General features: G+C 50.0%; 22 protein-coding genes. 10 read left to right on the forward strand and 12 right to left on the reverse strand.

Translation table 11 applies throughout. From position 1 onward, the window contains the following. Positions 1-52: 52 nt before the first annotated feature. Positions 53-2,230, reverse strand: a complete 2,178-nt coding sequence (uvrD, locus tag KDK15_RS14425; protein ID WP_257296085.1) for a DNA helicase II — start codon at positions 2,228-2,230, stop codon at positions 53-55. Positions 2,231-2,463: 233 nt separating this feature from the next. Between uvrD and KDK15_RS14430 the strand changes: the two genes are divergently transcribed. Together KDK15_RS14430 and znuA are read left to right on the forward strand one after the other, a co-directional pair. After that, positions 2,464-2,640 carry a PA3496 family putative envelope integrity protein gene (locus KDK15_RS14430; RefSeq protein ID WP_257296086.1) on the forward strand — a complete coding sequence of 59 codons (177 nt, stop codon included), beginning with the start codon at positions 2,464-2,466 and terminating at the stop codon, positions 2,638-2,640. A gap of 306 nt (positions 2,641-2,946) precedes the next feature. Beyond that, on the forward strand, positions 2,947-3,888 hold the full coding sequence (znuA, locus tag KDK15_RS14435) for a zinc ABC transporter substrate-binding protein ZnuA (RefSeq protein ID WP_257296087.1): 942 nt from the start codon (positions 2,947-2,949) through the stop codon (positions 3,886-3,888). Here the strand turns inward: znuA and KDK15_RS14440 are convergent. Together KDK15_RS14440 and purU are read right to left on the reverse strand one after the other, a co-directional pair. Next, positions 3,881-4,165, reverse strand: coding sequence for a Lar family restriction alleviation protein (locus KDK15_RS14440; RefSeq protein WP_257296088.1), 285 nt, complete (start codon positions 4,163-4,165; stop codon positions 3,881-3,883). The genes znuA and KDK15_RS14440 overlap by 8 nt on opposite strands. 119 nt (positions 4,166-4,284) lie before the next feature. After that, complete coding sequence (gene purU / locus KDK15_RS14445) at positions 4,285-5,139, reverse strand: formyltetrahydrofolate deformylase (RefSeq protein ID WP_257296089.1); 855 nt, start codon at positions 5,137-5,139, stop codon at positions 4,285-4,287. 228 nt (positions 5,140-5,367) lie between these two features. Here purU and KDK15_RS14450 point away from each other — a divergent pair, with 228 nt between their 5' ends. Next, the gene (locus KDK15_RS14450; protein WP_257296090.1) at positions 5,368-6,783 is read left to right on the forward strand and encodes an ankyrin repeat domain-containing protein; all 1,416 of its coding nucleotides are present in this window, start codon (positions 5,368-5,370) and stop codon (positions 6,781-6,783) included. A 168-nt stretch (positions 6,784-6,951) separates the two neighbouring features. Next, positions 6,952-7,155 carry a peptide deformylase gene (locus KDK15_RS14455; protein ID WP_257296091.1) on the forward strand — a complete coding sequence of 68 codons (204 nt, stop codon included), beginning with the start codon at positions 6,952-6,954 and terminating at the stop codon, positions 7,153-7,155. A gap of 154 nt (positions 7,156-7,309) precedes the next feature. Here KDK15_RS14455 and KDK15_RS14460 read toward each other — a convergent pair whose 3' ends face one another. From KDK15_RS14460 to KDK15_RS14490, 7 genes are all read right to left on the reverse strand, one after another. Beyond that, the gene (locus KDK15_RS14460; RefSeq protein ID WP_257296092.1) at positions 7,310-7,654 is read right to left on the reverse strand and encodes a hypothetical protein; all 345 of its coding nucleotides are present in this window, start codon (positions 7,652-7,654) and stop codon (positions 7,310-7,312) included. A gap of 53 nt (positions 7,655-7,707) precedes the next feature. Then, on the reverse strand, positions 7,708-8,274 hold the full coding sequence (locus KDK15_RS14465) for a hypothetical protein (protein ID WP_257296093.1): 567 nt from the start codon (positions 8,272-8,274) through the stop codon (positions 7,708-7,710). Further along, positions 8,264-8,878 (reverse strand): NUDIX domain-containing protein, encoded by a 615-nt coding sequence (locus KDK15_RS14470; RefSeq protein ID WP_257296094.1) that lies wholly within the window; start codon positions 8,876-8,878, stop codon positions 8,264-8,266. The genes KDK15_RS14465 and KDK15_RS14470 overlap by 11 nt, the downstream gene beginning before the upstream one ends. Further along, complete coding sequence (locus tag KDK15_RS14475; RefSeq protein ID WP_257296095.1) at positions 8,875-9,513, reverse strand: adenylyltransferase/cytidyltransferase family protein; 639 nt, start codon at positions 9,511-9,513, stop codon at positions 8,875-8,877. Before KDK15_RS14475 ends, KDK15_RS14470 begins: the two co-directional genes overlap by 4 nt. Before the next feature lie 54 nt (positions 9,514-9,567). Beyond that, a complete protein-coding gene (locus tag KDK15_RS14480; protein WP_257296096.1) occupies positions 9,568-10,443 on the reverse strand; it encodes an endonuclease/exonuclease/phosphatase family protein in 876 nt (291 codons plus the stop codon). A gap of 153 nt (positions 10,444-10,596) precedes the next feature. Continuing rightward, entirely contained in the window at positions 10,597-11,394 is a 798-nt protein-coding gene (locus KDK15_RS14485) for a thiol:disulfide interchange protein DsbA/DsbL (protein WP_257296097.1), read from the reverse strand. Between the two features lie 181 nt (positions 11,395-11,575). After that, complete coding sequence (locus KDK15_RS14490; RefSeq protein ID WP_257296098.1) at positions 11,576-12,181, reverse strand: cytochrome c; 606 nt, start codon at positions 12,179-12,181, stop codon at positions 11,576-11,578. 345 nt (positions 12,182-12,526) lie between these two features. On the opposite strand from KDK15_RS14490, the gene yihA reads away from it, so the two are divergent. After that, complete coding sequence (gene yihA / locus KDK15_RS14495) at positions 12,527-13,192, forward strand: ribosome biogenesis GTP-binding protein YihA/YsxC (protein ID WP_257296099.1); 666 nt, start codon at positions 12,527-12,529, stop codon at positions 13,190-13,192. Positions 13,193-13,221: 29 nt separating this feature from the next. On the opposite strand, the gene radC is transcribed toward yihA, so the two are convergent. Next, positions 13,222-13,899, reverse strand: coding sequence for a DNA repair protein RadC (radC, locus tag KDK15_RS14500; protein ID WP_373691378.1), 678 nt, complete (start codon positions 13,897-13,899; stop codon positions 13,222-13,224). 124 nt (positions 13,900-14,023) lie between these two features. On the opposite strand from radC, the gene coaBC reads away from it, so the two are divergent. The 4 genes from coaBC to slmA all read left to right on the forward strand — a co-directional run bounded on the left by coaBC (position 14,024) and on the right by slmA (position 17,393). Continuing rightward, positions 14,024-15,274 (forward strand): bifunctional phosphopantothenoylcysteine decarboxylase/phosphopantothenate--cysteine ligase CoaBC, encoded by a 1,251-nt coding sequence (gene coaBC, locus KDK15_RS14505; RefSeq protein ID WP_257296101.1) that lies wholly within the window; start codon positions 14,024-14,026, stop codon positions 15,272-15,274. Between the two features lie 49 nt (positions 15,275-15,323). After that, complete coding sequence (dut, locus tag KDK15_RS14510) at positions 15,324-15,779, forward strand: dUTP diphosphatase (RefSeq protein ID WP_257296102.1); 456 nt, start codon at positions 15,324-15,326, stop codon at positions 15,777-15,779. Positions 15,780-15,891: 112 nt separating this feature from the next. Further along, positions 15,892-16,794, forward strand: a complete 903-nt coding sequence (gene argB, locus KDK15_RS14515; RefSeq protein ID WP_257296103.1) for an acetylglutamate kinase — start codon at positions 15,892-15,894, stop codon at positions 16,792-16,794. Positions 16,795-16,802: 8 nt separating this feature from the next. Next, the gene (slmA, locus tag KDK15_RS14520) at positions 16,803-17,393 is read left to right on the forward strand and encodes a nucleoid occlusion factor SlmA (RefSeq protein ID WP_257296104.1); all 591 of its coding nucleotides are present in this window, start codon (positions 16,803-16,805) and stop codon (positions 17,391-17,393) included. Positions 17,394-17,511: 118 nt separating this feature from the next. Here slmA and pyrE read toward each other — a convergent pair whose 3' ends face one another. After that, positions 17,512-18,171 carry an orotate phosphoribosyltransferase gene (gene pyrE / locus KDK15_RS14525; protein WP_257296105.1) on the reverse strand — a complete coding sequence of 220 codons (660 nt, stop codon included), beginning with the start codon at positions 18,169-18,171 and terminating at the stop codon, positions 17,512-17,514. Between the two features lie 421 nt (positions 18,172-18,592). On the opposite strand from pyrE, the gene KDK15_RS14530 reads away from it, so the two are divergent. Further along, complete coding sequence (locus KDK15_RS14530) at positions 18,593-19,366, forward strand: exodeoxyribonuclease III (RefSeq protein WP_257296106.1); 774 nt, start codon at positions 18,593-18,595, stop codon at positions 19,364-19,366. Positions 19,367-19,420: the final 54 nt, after the last annotated feature.

Raw genomic sequence — 19,420 nt, forward strand, 5'->3', positions numbered from 1 at the left:
TATCCTCAATTTCTCGCAATCCTCGCTACGGGCGCTATTCTCGGACAGCCTCCTAAATTGGAGACAGATTAGCATAGGCCATCATCAACCATTTAGCGCCTTCAGAATCGAAATTGACCTGAACCCGGGCCTGGTTGCCATCACCTTCGTAATTAATCACAACACCCTCACCAAACACGTTGTGATGGACGCGCTGGCCCAGTGACAGACCATGGTCAGGTGATGTCGGTGCCATGCGAGTCGCTACCGGTCGGGTAATGGTGCCACCAAGGCGAACTTCCTGAAGCAGTTCACCGGGAATTTCCCGAATAAAACGGGAAGGGCGGTTCATGGTTTCACTGCCATACAGGCGTCGGCTTTCGGCATAGGTCAGATAAAGAGTTTCCATGGCACGGGTAATACCCACATAACAAAGCCGACGCTCTTCCTCAAGGTTGCCTTCATCCAGCGACATTTTATGGGGGAATAACCCCTCCTCCATACCGGCCAGAAATACCAGCGGGAACTCCAGACCCTTGGCAGAGTGAAGCGTCATCATCTGCACGCTGTCCTGGAACTGATCGGCCTGACTGGTGCCCGCTTCCAGTGCGGCATTGGCCAGGAAGGCATCCAGAGGCGTCATGGCTTCGGTTTCTTCACCCTGCTCTTCATCAAGGAACAGTTCGTCCATATCAAACTGACGACAGGCATTCACCAGTTCTTCCAGGTTTTCCACCCGAGCCTGACCTTTCTCGCCTTTCTCTTTACTGTGGTGGTCAATCAGCCCACTCATGGTGACCACATGATCGGACAGTTCACCCAGATCCAGTGTTTCACCCCCATGGCTCATGGACTCGATCAGTTCCACAAAGGCTGCCATGGATTTACCCGCCTTACCGCCAACCGCAGATGATGCCACCAGGTTTTTCAGCGCCTGCCAGAGTGAAATACCCTGACTTCGGGCCGCCTCTCTGAGCTTTTCTACGGTTTTCTCACCAATACCCCGGGTGGGAATATTGATCACCCGTTCCAGAGAGGTGTCGTCATCAGGCGAACGGACAAGACGGAGATAGGCCAGGGCGTTTTTGATTTCTGCCCGTTCAAAGAAGCGCTGCCCACCGTAGATTCGATAGGGGATCGCAGCCCTGAGCATCGCCTCTTCAAGAATACGGGACTGCGCATTGGACCGGTAAAGGATGGCAATATCGCTGCGGGCCGTGCCTTTGGTGATGGCATCTTTAATCCGGTCGGTAATAAATCGGGCTTCGTCCATTTCATTAAAGCCAGCGTACAGGTACACTGGCTCGCCTTTATCGCCATCGGTACGAAGTTCTTTTCCCAAACGATCCGGGTTATTGGCAATAACAGCATTGGCGGCCTGCAGAATATTGCCGGTAGAGCGGTAATTCTGTTCCAGTTTGATGGTCTGCGCATTGGGGAAGTCATGTGTGAACTGACGTATATTTTCAATTCTGGCACCGCGCCAGCCGTAAATGGACTGATCATCATCACCCACCACCATCAGTTTGTCCTGGTCTCCCGCCAGCAATCGCAGCCAGGCATACTGCACGGCGTTGGTATCCTGAAACTCATCCACCAGGATATATCGGAAACGTTTGCGGTAATGCTGGAGAATATCGGCCCGCTTCAGCAGCAGCTCGTGTGTCCGCAGCAGTAGCTCCCCAAAGTCCACTACTCCAGCCTGTTCGCAGTACTCATGGTAGCGTCGATAAACATCAACCATGGTTCGTTCGAATGGATCGTAACCGGGATCAATGTAATCGGGACGAAGTCCTTCATCTTTTTTGCCGTTGATAAACCATTGGGCCTGACGTGGAGGCCACTTTTGTTCATCCAGCTGCATGGCTTTCATAATCCGTTTGAGCACGCGCAGCTGATCATCACTGTCCAGAATCTGAAAGTTTTCGGGCAGTCCTGTTTCCTTCCAGTGTGCCCTGAGCAGACGATGGGAAAGACCATGAAAAGTACCCACCCACATCCCCCTGGGGGCGATGCCCAGCAGTTCCTCAATACGTGAGCGCATCTCTGCAGCGGCCTTGTTGGTGAAGGTGACGGCCATCACCGAGTAGGGGGACATGGCTTCAGCCTGCACCAGCCAGGCGATCCGGTGGACAAGAACGCGGGTTTTACCACTACCGGCACCGGCCAGAACCAGCATAGAACTGACGGGAGCTGCAACAGCACTGCGCTGTGCATCATTCAGTGAATCAAGTATTGAGGTTACGTCCATAAACATCTTTCAGTCAGAATTCGATGCCCCCTTGTTATGGGGAGAGTATTTACCAGAACAATGAGAGTTTAGCGAAACTGCGCCATGAGGTCTTGCCTGTGTTATGGTTCATTTGTGAGATTTATCTCACATTTTTATACGACATGAGTAGTTGTCCTATGACCAGTAATTTAATATTTTGGTAATCTTAATCAGGCATCATTTAAAAACAAATACAAAAAGAGGATGCTGTTATGGGAAAAGGTAAAAAAGTCGAAAAAGAGTTCATTCTGGATGAGCACCTGATCCGTCCTGAACTTGAGCAGAAAGGTTCCAAGCGTTCCCTGCAAATCCGCAGAGCACTTGAGGATCGGGAAGAAGACAAGCGGCTCAGCGCCATTTTTGGTGAAGACTACTGGGAAGGCATCTAATCACTTCCAATCAATACGAACCTTTGCTTACTCCTCGGTGAGGGTTCGTATTCAAAAATACTCTATCTTGCTGCCATCATAGATAAATTGAGCATTAGTACCAGATTATCCCCGCCGGATTGTTCATTTGATTTCCAGCCTGTCACTTCCAATCCCTATTCCTGGCCCTTCCCTTTTATGTCTCAGTAAGTATTACTACGGTTCAGAAAAGGCTAACTGAGATCTTGGTTCTGAACTATGAATGTGGGGATCTTTTTTTAGATTGAAGTGTTATATTATAACACTTTCCAAAAGAGCGGATTTTGTATGCAGTTTGTCCCTGTTAAACCGTTGCTGATGACAGCATTACTAATGACTGTCAGCTGCTTCGCAAGTGCTGAGCCACCAAAGGTTCTTGCCAGTATCAAGCCCTTGCAGCTGATTGCCCAGGCGGTCACAGAGGGGGTGACCGATACCGGTGTATTGCTGCCTCCGGGAAGCTCTCCCCATAGCCATAGCCTTAAGCCCTCTGATGCCCGAAAGTTAAGAAGTGCAGATGTCATTTTTTGGGTAGGTCCTTCAATGGAGACTTTCCTGCCAAAAATGTTGGCCTCTGCAAAGGGGGTAAAAGCCGTATCCGCGATGGACATTCATGGGATTCGCCTGCGCAGCAGTGAAGAGGATGAGCACCATATCCATGAGCACTCAGAGCATCATGACCATGGTGACTATGACCCTCATATCTGGTTGAGCACCGATAACGCCAGGGTTATTGCCAGAGAGATGGCCCGTGTGTTGATTTCTGTGGACAAGGTTAACCAGTCCCGTTATCAGCGTAATCTTGATCTTTTCCTGAACAGCATGGACCAGACGGACTCGCGCAACGGTCAAAAAGTAGAGCAATCAGGAAAGCAGCCATTTTTTGTTTTTCATAATGCCTATGGCTATTTACAAGAGCAGTATGGGTTGGAAGTTGCTGGCTATTTTACCCTGAATCCTGAACAGCAACCCGGGGCCCGCCACCTGGTAAGCCTGAAAGGGCAGTTAGACAAAGCGGGGGCAACTTGTATTTTCCGGGAGCCACAGTTCCAGCCTGCTTATATAGATCGGTTGACCGAAGGGCTTTCCGTCAGAGTTGGTGTGCTTGACCCGTTAGCAGAAAATATTCAATCCGGACCTGAAAGCTATGCGAAGTTTATCAACCAGCTTGTGGATAACATCACCAGTTGTATTCAGGGTGCAGCGAAGAAGAATGATAAACTCAGCTGATTAGGCTGATACCCATCAAGTTGCCAAGCAGCAGACTGATGATGATCGACACTGGCAGCAACGCTGACAGCAATGTCACCCACATTTTCAGATTTGCGTACTCCTGGCGAAGATTCCAGCGTTTTGCCACATATCTTTTATCTTCGTCCATCTCTGTGGATAAACCACAACCACTGCAGCTGACCTGCCACATTTTCACCCGTTGACTGCCTTTGCCGATGATCAGATCGGCAAATATGGCTTTACCCCGACAACAGGGGCAGGACTGTAGTTTCATGACTCTTCCCTGAGCGATATCTGCATCATGGATTGGTTATACCCTGTGTATTCATAGCTTATGCACAGACTTTAACAGCTTATCCACAGGATGGCGGCAATCGTTATTCTTTATAAGAACTATCCTAAAATAATGGTCTTGCTACCATCAACAATAACCCGGTCTTCAATGTGATACCTCAACCCCCGAGCCAGTACACTTTTCTCAACATCCTTGCCCAAACGAACCATATCTTCTGGCAGGTGGTGATGCCCAACCCGGATTACGTCCTGTTCGATGATCGGGCCAGCATCAAGGATTTCTGTCACGTAGTGGCAGGTGGCACCTACCAGCTTAACGCCTCGCTCATAGGCCTGATGGTAGGGTTTGGCGCCCACAAAGGAAGGCAGAAAGCTGTGATGGATATTAATGACACGGTCTGCATACTGCTCACACAGTTGCGGTGGCAAAATTTGCATATAACGTGCAAGTACAATTGTATCAACACTGAACTGTTCCAGCAGTGATGTCATTTTCTCAAAGGCGGATGCCTTATCCTCTTTATCCACAGGTACATGGTGATAGGGAATACCATGCCACTCTACATAGCTGCGTAAATCTTCATGATTGGAGATGACACAGGGGATTTCCATGTTCAGGTCGCCACTTCGCCAGCGGTAAAGCAGGTCAGACAGGCAGTGGGCCTCTTTACTGGCCAGAAGGGCAACACGCTGGGGAATTCCTGAGTCATTGATGCGCCACTCCAGACTGAGCTTTTCAGCAATAGGGGTGAAATGATGTTTAAATTCATCCAGAGAAAAAGGCAGACTTTCCGCTTTGATTTCATTGCGCATGTAAAAGCGCCCGGTCACTGGATCAGCGTGATGATTGGCTTCAACAATCCAGCCACCGTGTCTGGCGATAAAGTCACTGACGGTCGCTACGATGCCAGTAGCGTCCGGGCAGGAAACAAGTAAACGATAAGTTCTGTTCATGATGCTTAATAAACCTAAATTGAGAAGCCATTATAAGTAGTAGTCACTATGAAATCATATTTTGCCTGATGCTGATCAGTGCTTCAGTTGAATTTTCCTGACATAATTGTTGGTTATAAACATTTACCGCCGGAATGTTAATGAGCGGCAGCAGACTTCCATTATGGAATTTATGTGTTTTTTTCCCCTCTAACCATATCCCTCATACAGTGATATGGTTGTTTATCGATGGATACTGTTTCCCTCTCCTCCGTTCCCGTAAATACTGACCTAGAACCGACGGTTGATCTCTGCCCCATTTGTTTAGAGAAATTCCATGGCCGTGATGTGGTACCCACTGTTGTCAAAACCCAATGTGGTCATCTCTATGATCTGTGGTGTATTTCGAAGTCTTTGAATTCACACTCCGTTGGTTCACGCCAGTGCGCGATGTGTCGGCAAGATCCGATACCTCTGGTGAATGTGGCCACCGGCGAATCTTACCCGCACGAATTTTTTCCCGGTCAGGCGTTTTTCTACGCTAGTAAGTACGGTGATCTGGAGACCCTCAAGCGCCTGATCGACAAGGGTGCTGACGTCAATACCGGAAATTGCCATGGCTTCACTGCCCTGATATTGGCCTCCCAGAACGGACACCAGGTGGTTGCCAAGCTTCTGATCGACAGGGGCGCTGACGTCAATGCCGGTATGGAGGATGGTTGCACTGCCCTGATGTTGGCCTCCCGGCACGGGCACCAGGCGGTCGCCGAACTGCTGATCGACAGGGGCGCTAAAATTGATGCCCGCCAGAGTAATGCCGGAGGTCAAAATGGCAACACTGCTCTGATGTCGGCCTCCTCGCGAGGGCACAAGGCGGTCGCCAAACTGCTGATCGACCGGGGCGCTGACGTCAATTCCCGCCAGAGTAATGCCGGAGATCTCACTGGCTTCACTGCCCTGATGTGGGCCTCCGAGCAAGGACACAAGGCGGTCGCCGAACTGCTGATCGACCGGGGCGCTGACGTCAATGCCGGTATGGACAATGGCTTTACTGCGCTTATGTGGGCCTCCCAGTACGGGCAAAAGGCGGTCGCTGAGCTGCTGCTCGACAGGCGCGCTAAGGTCAATGCCGGTATGAAAGATGGCTTCACTGCACTGATGTCGGCTTCCCAGACAGGACACAAGGCGGTCGCCGAGCTGCTGCTCGACAGGGGCGCTAACGTCAATGCCTGCCGAAGTAATGCCGGAGATCTCACTGGTTTCACTGCCCTGATGTCAGCCTCCCAGAAAGGGCACAAGGCGATCGCCGAGCTGCTGATCGACAGGGGCGCTAACGTCAATGCCTGCCGGATTGAAGACGGAAATCTAAAAGGCTTCACTGCCCTGATGTCGGCCTCCCAGAGAGGACACAAGGCGGTTGCCGAGCTGCTGATCGACAGGGGCGCTGACGTCAATGCCGAAAAACACAATGGCCGCACTGCCCTGATGTTGGCCTCTCAGTTCGGGCAGAAGGCGGTCGCCGAACTGCTGATCGACAAGGGTGCTAAAGTCAATGCCGGTATGCACGATGGCCGCACTGCACTGATTTGGGCCTCCCGGCAAGGGCACAAGGCGATCGTCGAACTGCTGATCAACGCGGGAGCTATCCGTAAGGATTTGTCCTGATGGCGACAGGCCAAGCCTGAGAATGAGGGAAGCTCTATGTGCTGAAACCATTCATTGAAATGTCGAAGTTATTAAATGACAGTTCTCAGGTTACACTGATTGATCATAGCCAGATGTTGAGTGGTTCTTTTAATGATGCGTTTGCCTGATAGTCCGGATCTGGTCATCATGGGTGATCCCCTGCTTTTTCAGCAACATCAACAGGTATGTGTTGATGATATACTGACCGATAATTTCCAGCACAATCTCCAAACTCTGCGTCAAAAGCAAATTGAGGCAAAGGGTTTTGGTATTGCTGCTCCTCAGATTGGCTGGGGGCAAGGGTATTGGATGGGATTTTATTTCCAGAAAGGATTCATGAAACAAAGCTGATGGTGCCCAGTATATCAATGGAAACACAGAGCCGCTGGCCTGGGAACTGGCCAACCATCAATGCCCGAATTACACCACCGGGAACGATTTCGGCTGAAAGGTAGCCTGACGACCAGAGGGGAGATATTCCGACCTGTTCAGGCCAGATTTTCAATTAAAAGATGCTGTTATCACCGTCTTCCAGAAGCCGGGTAGTATCAGCATTACTCCTGAGGCTTTCCCGGTATCTGCGGCGATGGAGAAGTTTTTCTTGAACGACATCAGGAAACTCAGTGAACTGGATGATCTGCTTATCAATTAATAGATCAATCACATCCTCAAGTACCCGGATGAAGTCGGCATCGGAAGACGCCATAATACCGGAGCTGATTTCCGGATTATTGTGCAGAAAGAGCATCAGGCTTTCGTCGTTCGTTTCGACCTGTTCCCACTCATTTGACAGTGGTTTATCTGAAACGGCACACACCTGATTGGTATCATCCCTGAGTACGTAGAGCATGTCCTTTTCTCTCGTTTTCGATTAATTAGTATAAGTTTTCGGGACCTTTATGCTTATTGAAGAGGCATGGATGCTACCAGATCAGCAATAAGTTTTCGGCTCACATCGTAAGCCGCTTCACCAGGGCGGCCTTCTCCCAGACCATTTATGCTCCAAACCAGGTCTCCCGAAGATACATTATTGACTTTCAAGCTTAGAGTTGTGGAAAAACGGTTCTGCTCGTCATACTGCCACTCAAGAATTTCAGCAGATATTGAGTATTTGATGTGTTGACTGATAGCCCAAAGGCGCGCTTGCTCAACCTGGTAGAGTTCGGAAAGGTAATCTGGAACCGAGAAAGTTTTAGGTGCCTGGTAAATTTTAGGGTTTTCTATGCCTTTAGAGGGCAGTTGGACCAACAAAATACGTTCAAGCTGAATAAGATCCTCGGCTGGAACACCAGTGTGGCTAATAAAAGGTAATACTGTCCAATTATTATCCTTCGTGAGCTTTTCCTGATTAAATTCAGGGAACATTTTGCCGTTTGTCTGGCATCCAGCGAGAGTCACCACCAAAAAACTAACTATAAAGATGAAGGCATACCGCTGCCGGAACCAGTTTGGGAAGATGTTATTTTTCATGTTGGCATAACTCATGATGATGCAGTTTGAGCCACTGCAGTGCAATGACCGCTGGAGCGTTGGCAATCCTTCCGTCTTCCACCATATCATAAGCTTCACGGAAGGGAAGAACATGAACCCTGATATCCTCTCCTTCATCGGCAACGCCAAAAATACCGCCAGCAGCCGTGGCATCCACCAGACCACAGAAAAGCTTGAGTTTTTCGTTGCTTGCACCGGGGCTGACATAGAAATCAGAGACCGGCATTAATGAAGTAATCTGATAACCGGTTTCTTCCTCTACTTCGCGAAGGGCAACTTCTTCCAGCGTTTCTCCGGGCTCGCTGATGCCGGCAACCACTTCCAGCAACCAGGGGTCATCATCGCTCAAAAAAGGCCCCATGCGGAATTGCTCCACCAGAACCACCTGGTCATGGACCGGGTCAAATAAAATGACGCCAACAGAGGGTGGCCTGACGGTGGCTTCACGGATCAGGGGACGACTGACTCCCCCTTTGAAGAGTCCATGAGTAATGGTGTATTTAAAGAGTTTCAGAAAGCCTGAATAAACCTTTGCCTCTTCCTGAACCTGTACATCACTGGCATCAAGACCTGAAAGCTTCATGTGTTCCCTGTCTGGTATAAGTTGTTATTGATAATAAAAGCCTGAACAGAAGGTAGCAGCATATTCAACCCCTGCTGAAGATCATCGGCTACTTTTGCGGATTCAAGAATGTTGCGGACATCACTGCTACGGATGGCAACCCGTTCAGTAGCGGTAAAGATCGGCCACTTTTCCTCAATTTCCTGCGATTTATAAAATCGGGTCCAGGTTTCAGGCCTGGCATTATCCGGCCCCCTGATGAATGAAAGTGTGGCTTTATCCCGGTATTTATTGGTTAAGGCTGTCATCAGGTCATAGGTGTATACCGGCCTGTCGGGATTCTGTTCCAGCAGTTCGGCTTCCAGATCACAAACGGCCAGAGGGCAGCCAGCATCTGCTTCATCGATAAAGCATTGCAGCATTTGCAGACGAAGGCCCAATGGCAGAGGTTTTTTGTCAAAAGCATGAAATGCACTGGGAACCAGCAGGATGCAGTCATGGCAGGTGGCTGCCTGATGTAAAACATCCAGATGTCCAAGTGTTGGTGGGTCAAATGCTGAGCCAAAAACACCCAGCTTCCTGTGGCTCATCATTGAGTCTCCATTTTTGATGGTATCCGGGCTAACAAAAGCCTTGCCAGTCAACAAACATTTCATACATATCCTGCCAAAAGAGCCTGATAAGCCTCAGCCGTATTTCGGTTCGATAAATCATACTTTGATCAATACGGAGTCAGGAACCCGGATTTCCACAGATACCGGCAAATGATCCGTTATAGGCATATTGATAACGCCAAATCGATGAACAATCAGGGATGGGCTGATCAGAATATGATCCAGAGAACGCTTTGGTTGCCAGCTGGGAAAGGTATTTTGCCCCCAGTGTGCTGCATGAAGGGATGTATCTTTCAGGGGTGAGTCATTGAGTAATTGATCCGCATGGGTGTTCATATCACCCATCAACACCACATGCTGATTGAACTGCACAACATCCCGGATATAGGAGAGCTGGATATTTCTGGTCCTTTTGCTCAGTGCCAGATGCATCATCACCACCGTAAGAGGCTCCTCAGGGTTGCCAAAGCGAGCGACAATGGCACCCCGGCCGGGAATCAGTCCGGGCAACTTATGATCTTCCAGGGATGCGGGTTCAAACCGGCTAAGCAAGCCATTACTGTGTTGTGCCAGCTTGCCAAGGTTGCGGTTGATCTGGTGATACCAGTAAGGGAAATGTCCTTTGAGGGCCAGATATTCTGTCTGGTTGATAAAACTGCTTCGAATACTGCCACCGTCAGCTTCCTGCAGGGCAACCAGGTCAAAGTCAGGAAGAACACCGGCAATTCGGTCAAGGGTAGCCTGACGTTTAGCGTGAGGCAGAATATATTGCCAGCTGCGGGTCAGATAATGCCGGTATTGCTGAGTATTGATGCCCACCTGAATATTAAAGCTGAGCAGACTGAGGGTCTTTTTGTTCAGCTGACAAGGGTTTTCTCCCGGTGCCGAGTGATGAATATGCCCGGACCGGTACTGACAACGCTGCCGGTGTAAGCGTCGTCGAATGGCGCCTGTAAGGGTTCGAATGGGCATAGTGCTTTACCGCCAGAAATGGATACGGGAAACTTATAGACAGATATTGCCGGCCTTTTATCCAAATTCCTGCAAAGAAAGATCGATGATTTATACCAAATAAAAGTGGTTAAAAGCCCAGACGTCTGACATTTAACCACTGCTGCAATGTCACTAACCTTTTCGATCCTGCTTAACTTTCCGGATCAGGTAGTCGGCAATAACCGGCATATTACCCAGTGATCCTGCCAGCCCGGGCTCAACCACATATCGCCCGTCGATAACGATGGCGGGTACGCCAGACAGCTCATAGCCTTTAAGTTTAGAGAAGGCTTTTTGCAGCTGATTATTCACACCAAAGCCCTTGAACGCTTTATTAAAGGCTTCAGGCTCAACACCAAACTTCCGATTCAGGAACTCGGCCATTTGTTCACTGTCCTGGAGCTGGTTTCGGCGGTTCTGTATTTCACTGAAGATACCGGCATGAACCTTCTCTTCCAGCCCCAGATTGCGCACAGTATAGTAAAGCCGGGCATGGGTCTGCCAAAGGTTAGGGCCGAAGAAACCGGGCGTTCGAATGAACTCAACATCTGCAGGCAAGGTCTGTTGCCACTGTTCAATCTTTGGTTCGAGTGCGTAACAGTGGGGGCATCCATACCAGAAAATAGAGACCACCTCCACCTTCTCCGGTTTGGCATCGGTGGTTACCGGGTTGGATAAAACCCGATAATGCTGGCCTGGCTGAAATAATTGAGGTGGACCGGATTGAGTGATGACTGAAGAAGATGATGAAGCAGATGAGCTATCACTGGCTGCCGGGCGCTTGGTCATACTGGCTTGCGCTACCGGGGTATTTTGAGTAACTATTGCTTCCTGACTGTGTGAGGCATCATTGAACAGATAACCCGCTGCGACCAGGGCAATGCCGAGGAATACAGCGATACCTAATATACCCTTCGTTTTTTTAGTCATTCGGGAGTCCTTTGTTTTTCTTTGTTATTCAAGGATATGGTGTTTTATTGGCGACACATTACTTCAGCATCTGACGAAAAGGAAGTCTGATCATTCAGGCTGGTCAGGATGTTTTTACAAGAGGAGTAGGACAGAAGCCTGTGTAACCCGGGCTTCTGTGAGTCTCAAGGATGAGAAATGGTCAACGAAGACCGCTGATGTAGTGAGAAACCGCTTCGATCTCTTTATTGCTCATCTTCTCGGCAATGGTTCTCATGATTTTGGTATCACCGTCATTGGTTCGATCACCCTCACGAAGGTCGCGAAGCTGCTTGGCGGTGTAATCTGCTTTCTGGCCCGCCAGTAAGGGGAATCCCGCCAGGAAGTTACCCTTACCCGTGGGAGAGTGGCAGCTGGAACAGGCTGGAATGCCTTTTTTGGCATCTCCACCGCGATAGAGTGCTTCACCCATTGTGACATACTTGGCATTAGTTGCTCCCTGAGGGGCTGGCTGGCTGGCAAAGTAAGCTGCCAGGTCAGCAATATCCTGTGTGGTCAGAGCGCTGACGAAGGGCATCATCTCTGGAACAGAGCGTACGCCGTCCTTGATTTCAGTGATCTGTTTAATCAGGTAACGCTCCCCCTGACCGGCGAGATTTGGCCAGTTTGGAGCAGGGCTGATCCCAGTGGTGCCATGGCAGGCAGCGCAGGTCGTTGCTTTGCTCTTGCCTGCTGCTGCATCCCCTTTGGCAAAGGCTACGCCCGTTACCCCCAAAGAAATTACCAGAGTGAGAATGACTTTTTTCATTACCTGACCCAGTTACGGCGTTTGCCTCAAATGGCTGTTATTATTCATCAGACCTGACAGCTTTTATTGTTTGGAGCAGACCTATGCAGTGATTCGCGTCTGCTTTCTGTCTGCTTCAGCATCAGGTGACATGACGCATGTACCTTGAACGACGATAGTATAAACTACTCAACCGGCGACCGGTACAGGCAGAGCGATATCAATCAGTTGGAAGTGATACTCGGGAGTCCGACAGGCTCCAGTCCCCCGTTTTCTGATCTCTTTTACGTGATTTATTGAGTCCAGTACCTATTTATTACCGGCTCATTGGAAATTAGCAAAGATTACTGGAATAGATAAAACCCCATGAGTGATACCAGATCTTCATTAAATTACCGCCAGGCCTCTTTTTACAAGAGTGCGGCCAGACTGAGCCAGTGTCCGGAGAATGAAGGTCGTGAAGTGGCCTTTGCGGGTCGCTCTAATGCAGGAAAGTCCAGCGCACTGAATGCCCTTACCGGTTCCAATAAGCTGGCTCGTACCAGTAAGACGCCCGGAAGAACCCAGCTTATCAACTTCTTTGATGTGCAGGAAAATGTCTTTCTGGTGGATCTTCCGGGCTATGGTTATGCCAAAGTGCCTGAAGCCATGAAGCAAGAGTGGCAGCATCACATGACCGATTATCTGGAGCGCCGTGAGGCGCTGGTTGGCCTGGTGTTGTTGATGGATATTCGTCATCCGATGAAAGCGTTCGATCAGATGATGCTTAACTGGAGTGTGAGTGCAAACTTACCTCTGCACATTTTGCTCACCAAAGCGGACAAGTTGAAACAGGGAGCTGCCAAACAGGCTTTGAACGGGCTCAGAAAGGATCTGTCCCGATTCCCACAGGTGAGCGTTCAGTTATTCTCTTCACTCAAGAAAACCGGTGTTGATCAGCTCTCTATGAAACTGGATGAGTGGTTTCTTGCGCCTGAGCCCGATGATGTTTATGACGATCAGGATGACGAGCACATGGAGTCTGATGATTAAGTTTCACTGCTGAACATGGAATGCTGGTGTTAAACCAGACCACGTTCCGCCATGGATAGTATCTTTCCCTGTCCCACAATCATATGATCCAGCACCTGAATATCCACCAGCTGCAGCGCCTCTTTCAACCGTTGAGTAATGTGAATGTCAGCCTGACTGGGCTCAGGATCGCCCGATGGATGGTTGTGACACAGAATCAGTGATGCCGCATTCAAAGCCAGAGCCTGCTTCACCACCTCCCTGGGATGAACGGTGGCCGCGTTCAAAGTACCCTGAAAGAGTGTTTCAAGGGCAATAACCCGGTGCCGGGTATCCAGAAAAAGACAGGCAAACTGCTCCCGCTGAAGCCCCTGGAAGTGCAACTGCAGGTATTCCCGGGTTGACTCCGGGCTGGTGATAACGTCTGAGTTCGCTACTTTTTCGCGAAGTACCCTTCGACAAAGCTCCAGGGTGGCACTGAGCTGAGTGGCTTTGGCAGGCCCAAGGCCTTTAACAGACATAAGGTGCTGGTGGCGGGTGGTCAGCAGTTTTTCCAGGCCACCAAACTGTTCCAGCAGATGGCTGGCCAGCTCCATCACGTTCATACCCTGGCAACCAGTTCTTAACAGCAGTGCCAATAGCTCCGCTTCAGTCAGTGCTGACGGACCCATAGCCAGTATCTTTTCTCTTGGCAGCAAATGATGACTCCAGACTTGTATGGTGGTTATACCGTCAGCTATTCACTGCTATGATGGAGCGGATTTATGGTGAGTAGCTCATGGCGTTTTGTGCGGTTACTGACTACTCAGACAAATAAATGCCGGTTTAATTCCCCGAGGAAATTTGCAACCTATGCAACAGCTAAGTAACAAACGCATTGTTCTTGGTGTTACCGGCGGCATTGCTGCTTATAAGAGTGCAGAGCTGATTCGTCTGCTGACCAAACTGGGGGCTGATGTCCGTGTGGTCATGACCAGTGCCGCCTGTGAATTTATTACCCCATTAACCCTGCAGGCACTGTCTCACAACCCGGTGCATCTGGATTTACTCGATACCAGGGCGGAAGCGGCCATGGGGCACATTGAACTTGCCCGCTGGGCGGATGTGGTTCTGGTGGTGCCTGCCACTGCTGACTTTATTGCACGACTGGCCGGTGGGCATGCAGATGATCTGTTAACCACCCTGTGCCTGGCCACCAGTGCGCCTATTTGCCTGGCACCGGCCATGAACCAGGGGATGTGGCGTGACAGTGTGACCAGGCAGAATTGCGAAGAGTTGCTGGAGCGGAATATCCATTTGTTTGGCCCAAGCGATGGTAGTCAGGCCTGTGGTGATATCGGTCCGGGCAGGATGCTCGACCCTGAGCTGATTGTGGAAAAAACATCGGCGCTGTTTAGGCATGATATTCTCACTGGGCTAAATATAATGATCACTGCTGGCGGTACCCGCGAAGATATTGATCCGGTCCGCTATATTTCCAACCACAGTTCCGGAAAAATGGGCTTTGCCATTGCCGAAGCGGCTGTCGCATCAGGGGCAACGGTTACCCTGATCAGTGGTCCGGTTAATCTGGACACACCGGATCGGGTCGGTCGGGTTGATGTGGTCAGTGCCAGGGATATGCATCAGGCCGTTCATGATCGGATAGCCGGTATTGATATCTTTATCGGTTGTGCTGCTGTCAGTGACTATCGTCCTGCCGAGGTTGCCAGGGAAAAGATTAAGAAAGACCCTGAAAATGGCAGTGAAACCCTGGAGATTACACTGGTGCGTAACCCCGACATTATTGCTTCGGTCACCGCTCTGGACTCACCGCCCTTTGTGGTTGGTTTTGCCGCAGAGACGCACAATGTACTGGGCTACGCTGCGGATAAGATGCGCCGCAAGAAGATGAATCTGGTGGTGGCCAATGATGTGGGTGACCGGGAGATTGGCTTCAGCAGCGACAGCAATGAAGTCACCGTCATCGCTGAAGCGCTGGAAGAGCCATTACCAAGAGCGTCGAAAAAAGTGGTGTCCCGCAAGCTGCTGCAAATTGTTGCCCGCCGTTTCAGAAAGTGGAAAAGCCTAAAGCCCAAAACTGAGACTGATGAACAGCCTTGATTGGCATTTGACGGTAAATACACAGGGAATTAACAGGGAATTAAACGACATGAGAACACTAAAGACTCGTATTCTGGACTCGCGGCTGGGCACAGAGTTTCCATTGCCGGAATATGCCACAGAAGGCTCTGCGGGTATTGATCTGCGAGCCTGCCTTGATCAACCGATGACCCTGGAACCGGGTCAAACCCAGTTGCTGCCTACCGGTATGGCTATACACATTGAAGACCCATCCCTGTCGGCGATGATCCTTCCCCGCTCCGGCCTGGGTCATAAGCATGGCATTGTTCTGGGTAACCTTGTTGGACTGATTGACTCTGACTATCAGGGTCAGCTGATGGTGTCCTGCTGGAACCGGGGAAATACCAGGTTTACGGTTCAACCAGGGGAGCGGATTGCCCAGTTAATTCTGGTTCCCGTGGTTCAGGCCCGACTGGAGATTGTGGCAAGTTTTGACGAGAGTGACCGTGGTGCCGGAGGCTTTGGACACTCCGGAACCCACTGATTACTGCTTTTTTAACAAAAGTATGGCTGGTTGTGCCATGCCGCCACCAATAAACAATAACGGACACCATGCTCAATCTGTAAGAGCAATTGAAGAGCAACGTGGAGGAATAATGGATAAGCCTGCTTTATCCTCTCAGGAAATTGCTACGGTTCTGACCGAGGCTCTGCCCTATTTGCAACGCTATGCCGGTAAGACCGTCGTCGTTAAATACGGTGGCAATGCCATGGAAAACGACGAACTGAAAAACAGCTTTGCTCAAGGCGTGGTCTTGCTGAAGGCGGTGGGTATTAATCCTGTGGTGGTCCATGGTGGCGGTCCACAGATTGGTGACATGTTGCAACGACTGAACATCGAAAGCCGGTTTGTACAGGGAATGAGAGTCACCGATTCCAATACCATGGATGTGGTACAGATGGTATTGGGCGGACTGGTGAATAAGGAAATAGTGACACTCATCAATAACAATGGCGGCCGGGCTATTGGGGTTACCGGTAAGGATGGTCGATTTATTCGTGCCAAACGGTTGCTGGTGACAGAGATGACGCCGGAAATGACCGCGAGGGAGATTATTGATATTGGTCAGGTGGGCGAAGTGGAATCCATCGACACCGACATTATCACCATGCTGCAAAACTCCGACTTTATTCCGGTGGTCGCGCCTATTGGGGTGGATGATGCCGGTGCCTCCTATAATATCAACGCCGACCTTGTCGCCGGGCGATTAGCCGAGGAGCTGGTGGCGGAAAAGCTGTTGTTACTGACCAATACTGCAGGCCTGCTGGATAAAGAAGGAAACCTGCTGACCGGGCTGAACTCAGGGCAGGTCGAAGCATTAATTGCCGACGGAACTATTTATGGCGGTATGCTTCCCAAGATACAATGCGCGCTTAATGCCGTTAAGTGCGGTGTAAAAACAGCGCACATCATTGACGGCCGGGTGCCACATGCCGTTCTGCTTGAACTGTTAACTGACCGGGGAGTGGGCACCCTGATAACCGGAGGTAGTGTTTAGTACTCATAATGGATATGTCTCAGAAAATTTCTCGCAAACAGCAGATTCTGGAAGCCCTGGCTCATATGCTGGAAACGGCTCCGGGCACCCGGATTACCACATCGGCCCTGGCCAAAGCGGTGGGTGTTTCCGAAGCGGCCCTGTACCGTCATTTCCCCAGCAAGGCAAAAATGTTTGAAGGGCTGATCGAGTTTATTGAGGAGACGCTGTTTTCCCGAATCTCACTGATTCTTTCTGAAGAGCCTCATGTGGCTGCACGATGTGAGAAGATCTTGCTGTTGCTGATTGGCTTCTGTGAGAAAAACCCCGGGTTAACCCGTATCCTGACCGGGGATGCATTGGCAGGCGAGACTGAGCGGTTGCGCCAGCGTGTTACTCAGCTGTTTGACCGCCTGGAGACACAATTCAAGCAGACGTTGCGTGAAGCGGAAATCAAGGAAGGTGTGAGAACCCGTATGACCGTCGGCGTAACAGCAAATCTGATGCTGGCTTCTGCTGAAGGCCGGATTGCCCAGTATGTTCGTAGTGAATTCAAGCGCAAGCCCACTGAAAACTGGGCTGATCAGTGGCTAATCCTTTCTGCAGCAGCGTTCAGGTAAGTTCATCCAGTTTTTCTGCTTTAATGTTTTACATTTGTATAGACCCTGCGCCGCAGCCAGATTGGTTACGGTCGCAGACAGTATTCCTGTAAAAACAGTAGCAATGGCGGTTTAATTCTCATACTCCATAGGTATCTCTGTAGGCTTTAATTTCCGGTGCGTATCGACGGATTTCCGGATGATTTTCACTATATTCAAGCAAGTTGGTCAGGGAAACAATGCTCAAAACCGGAATATCGAAATCACGTTCTACTTCCTGGATGGCAGAAAGCTCTTTTAGCGTTGCGGACTCCCCCTGCCCTTTTTCCTGACGGTCCATGGCGACCACAACGGCTGTGGGAGTCGCGTCCGTTTGCTCAATAATGGCCATCACTTCGCGAATCGCTGTGCCTGCCGTGATAACATCATCAACAATCGCTACCCGCCCTTCCAGGGGCGCACCGACAATATTCCCTCCTTCGCCATGATCTTTCGCCTCCTTGCGATTGAAGCACCACGGCACATTCCGGTTATGCTTTTCGAATAATGCGACAGCGGTGGCAGTGGCCAGGGGGATACCTTTGTAGGCGGGCCCAAACAGTAGGTCAAATTCAAGCCCGGCATTGACCATGGCTGAAGCATAAAACTGGCCGAGTTTGCTGATGGCTTCGCCGCTATGGAATAACCCGGCATGAAAAAAGTAGGGGGATTTTCTTCCGGACTTCAAGGTGAACTCGCCAAAACGGAGCACTTGTTGCTCAATGGCAAAATCCAGAAATTCTTTTTGGTACTGATGCATCGGGAGGGGCCTGTTCGCTATAGGGTGTGATTTCGTCAGAAATGCAGGCTTCTGCATAAGAGACCGGATTTATGCGGATAAACATACGGGGGGCGATCCGTTATCATTTGTTCGATATAATTCAGAACTTTCTGTGTTCAACCGTACCATAAGAACGTTAATCATGCCTTATAATAGGGGTTAGGGCTCTTACAAACTCTGTCGTACAGTTGATGCAGAGTTAATCCCGGTTGAGTAACCGTATCCTTGAAAAGCTTAGACTTTTGCCGTCGTTCATCCTGACCAAGGCAACTGCATCTCAGACTGAGATTTGGCCAGTATGGTTTTGCATGTCTTCAGTTACTGTTTTTCCGGTTACTGTCTTGCCGAGGTAGCAAGCTTAAATGCCAGGGCGTGTGCACGGCCTGGTAAGGTGTATTCAATGAGAGTTATCAGTTTAAATTGCGAAGGCATTAAAAACGCACGGGAAAAAGGTCTGTTTGACTGGCTCCCGGAGCAGGATGCTGACCTTATTTGTCTGCAGGATACTCGTGAAGACGAGCAAGTGGTTGAGGATCAGTATTTTCTTGATGGCTACTTTGTTTATGCTTTCAGTGGTTACAACAGGACTGAGCGAGGTGGTGTAGCCATCTATACCCGTCATGCTCCCAAGGCCATTATCAGTGGCCTTGGAATTCCTGAAGTTGATGAAACCGGCCGTTACCTGCAGGCAGATTTTGACAAGATCAGTCTTGTCAGCCTGTACGTACCGGAAGGTGATAGTGAAGAAAACCTTAATTTCAAGTACCGTTTCCTGGATGGTTATTCGCACCACTTAAGCAAGCAACGTCGTAAGCGCCGTGAGTTTCTTATGTGTGGTACCTGGAACATTGCACACCGCAAGATTGATGTGGCTAACTGGCGTGATGCCCAAGAGGCCTCTGGTTTCAATCAGGCCGAGCGTGGCTGGATGGAAGGTTTGCTGGGCGATATGGGCTTCTTTGATGCTTACCGTGAGGTTGACCGGGAAGCGGGCAAATACAGCTGGTGGAAAGATGAGTATCTGCGCCATGATAATGTTGGCATGCGCATCGATTACCAGATTATTACTCCGGGCATGCGTCACCGTGTGCTGAATGGCGGTATCTACAAGGGTCAGGTCTTCTCATCCCATGCACCGGTCATCATTGATTATGACTGGGAGCTGGGGTTCTAATACCAATTCCACCTTCTAAATATGAACTGCGCAGCCATTTTGAACCGCTGGATC

Source organism: Endozoicomonas sp. YOMI1 (genome assembly GCF_024606345.1).
In the GTDB taxonomy this organism is placed as follows: domain Bacteria; phylum Pseudomonadota; class Gammaproteobacteria; order Pseudomonadales; family Endozoicomonadaceae; genus Endozoicomonas.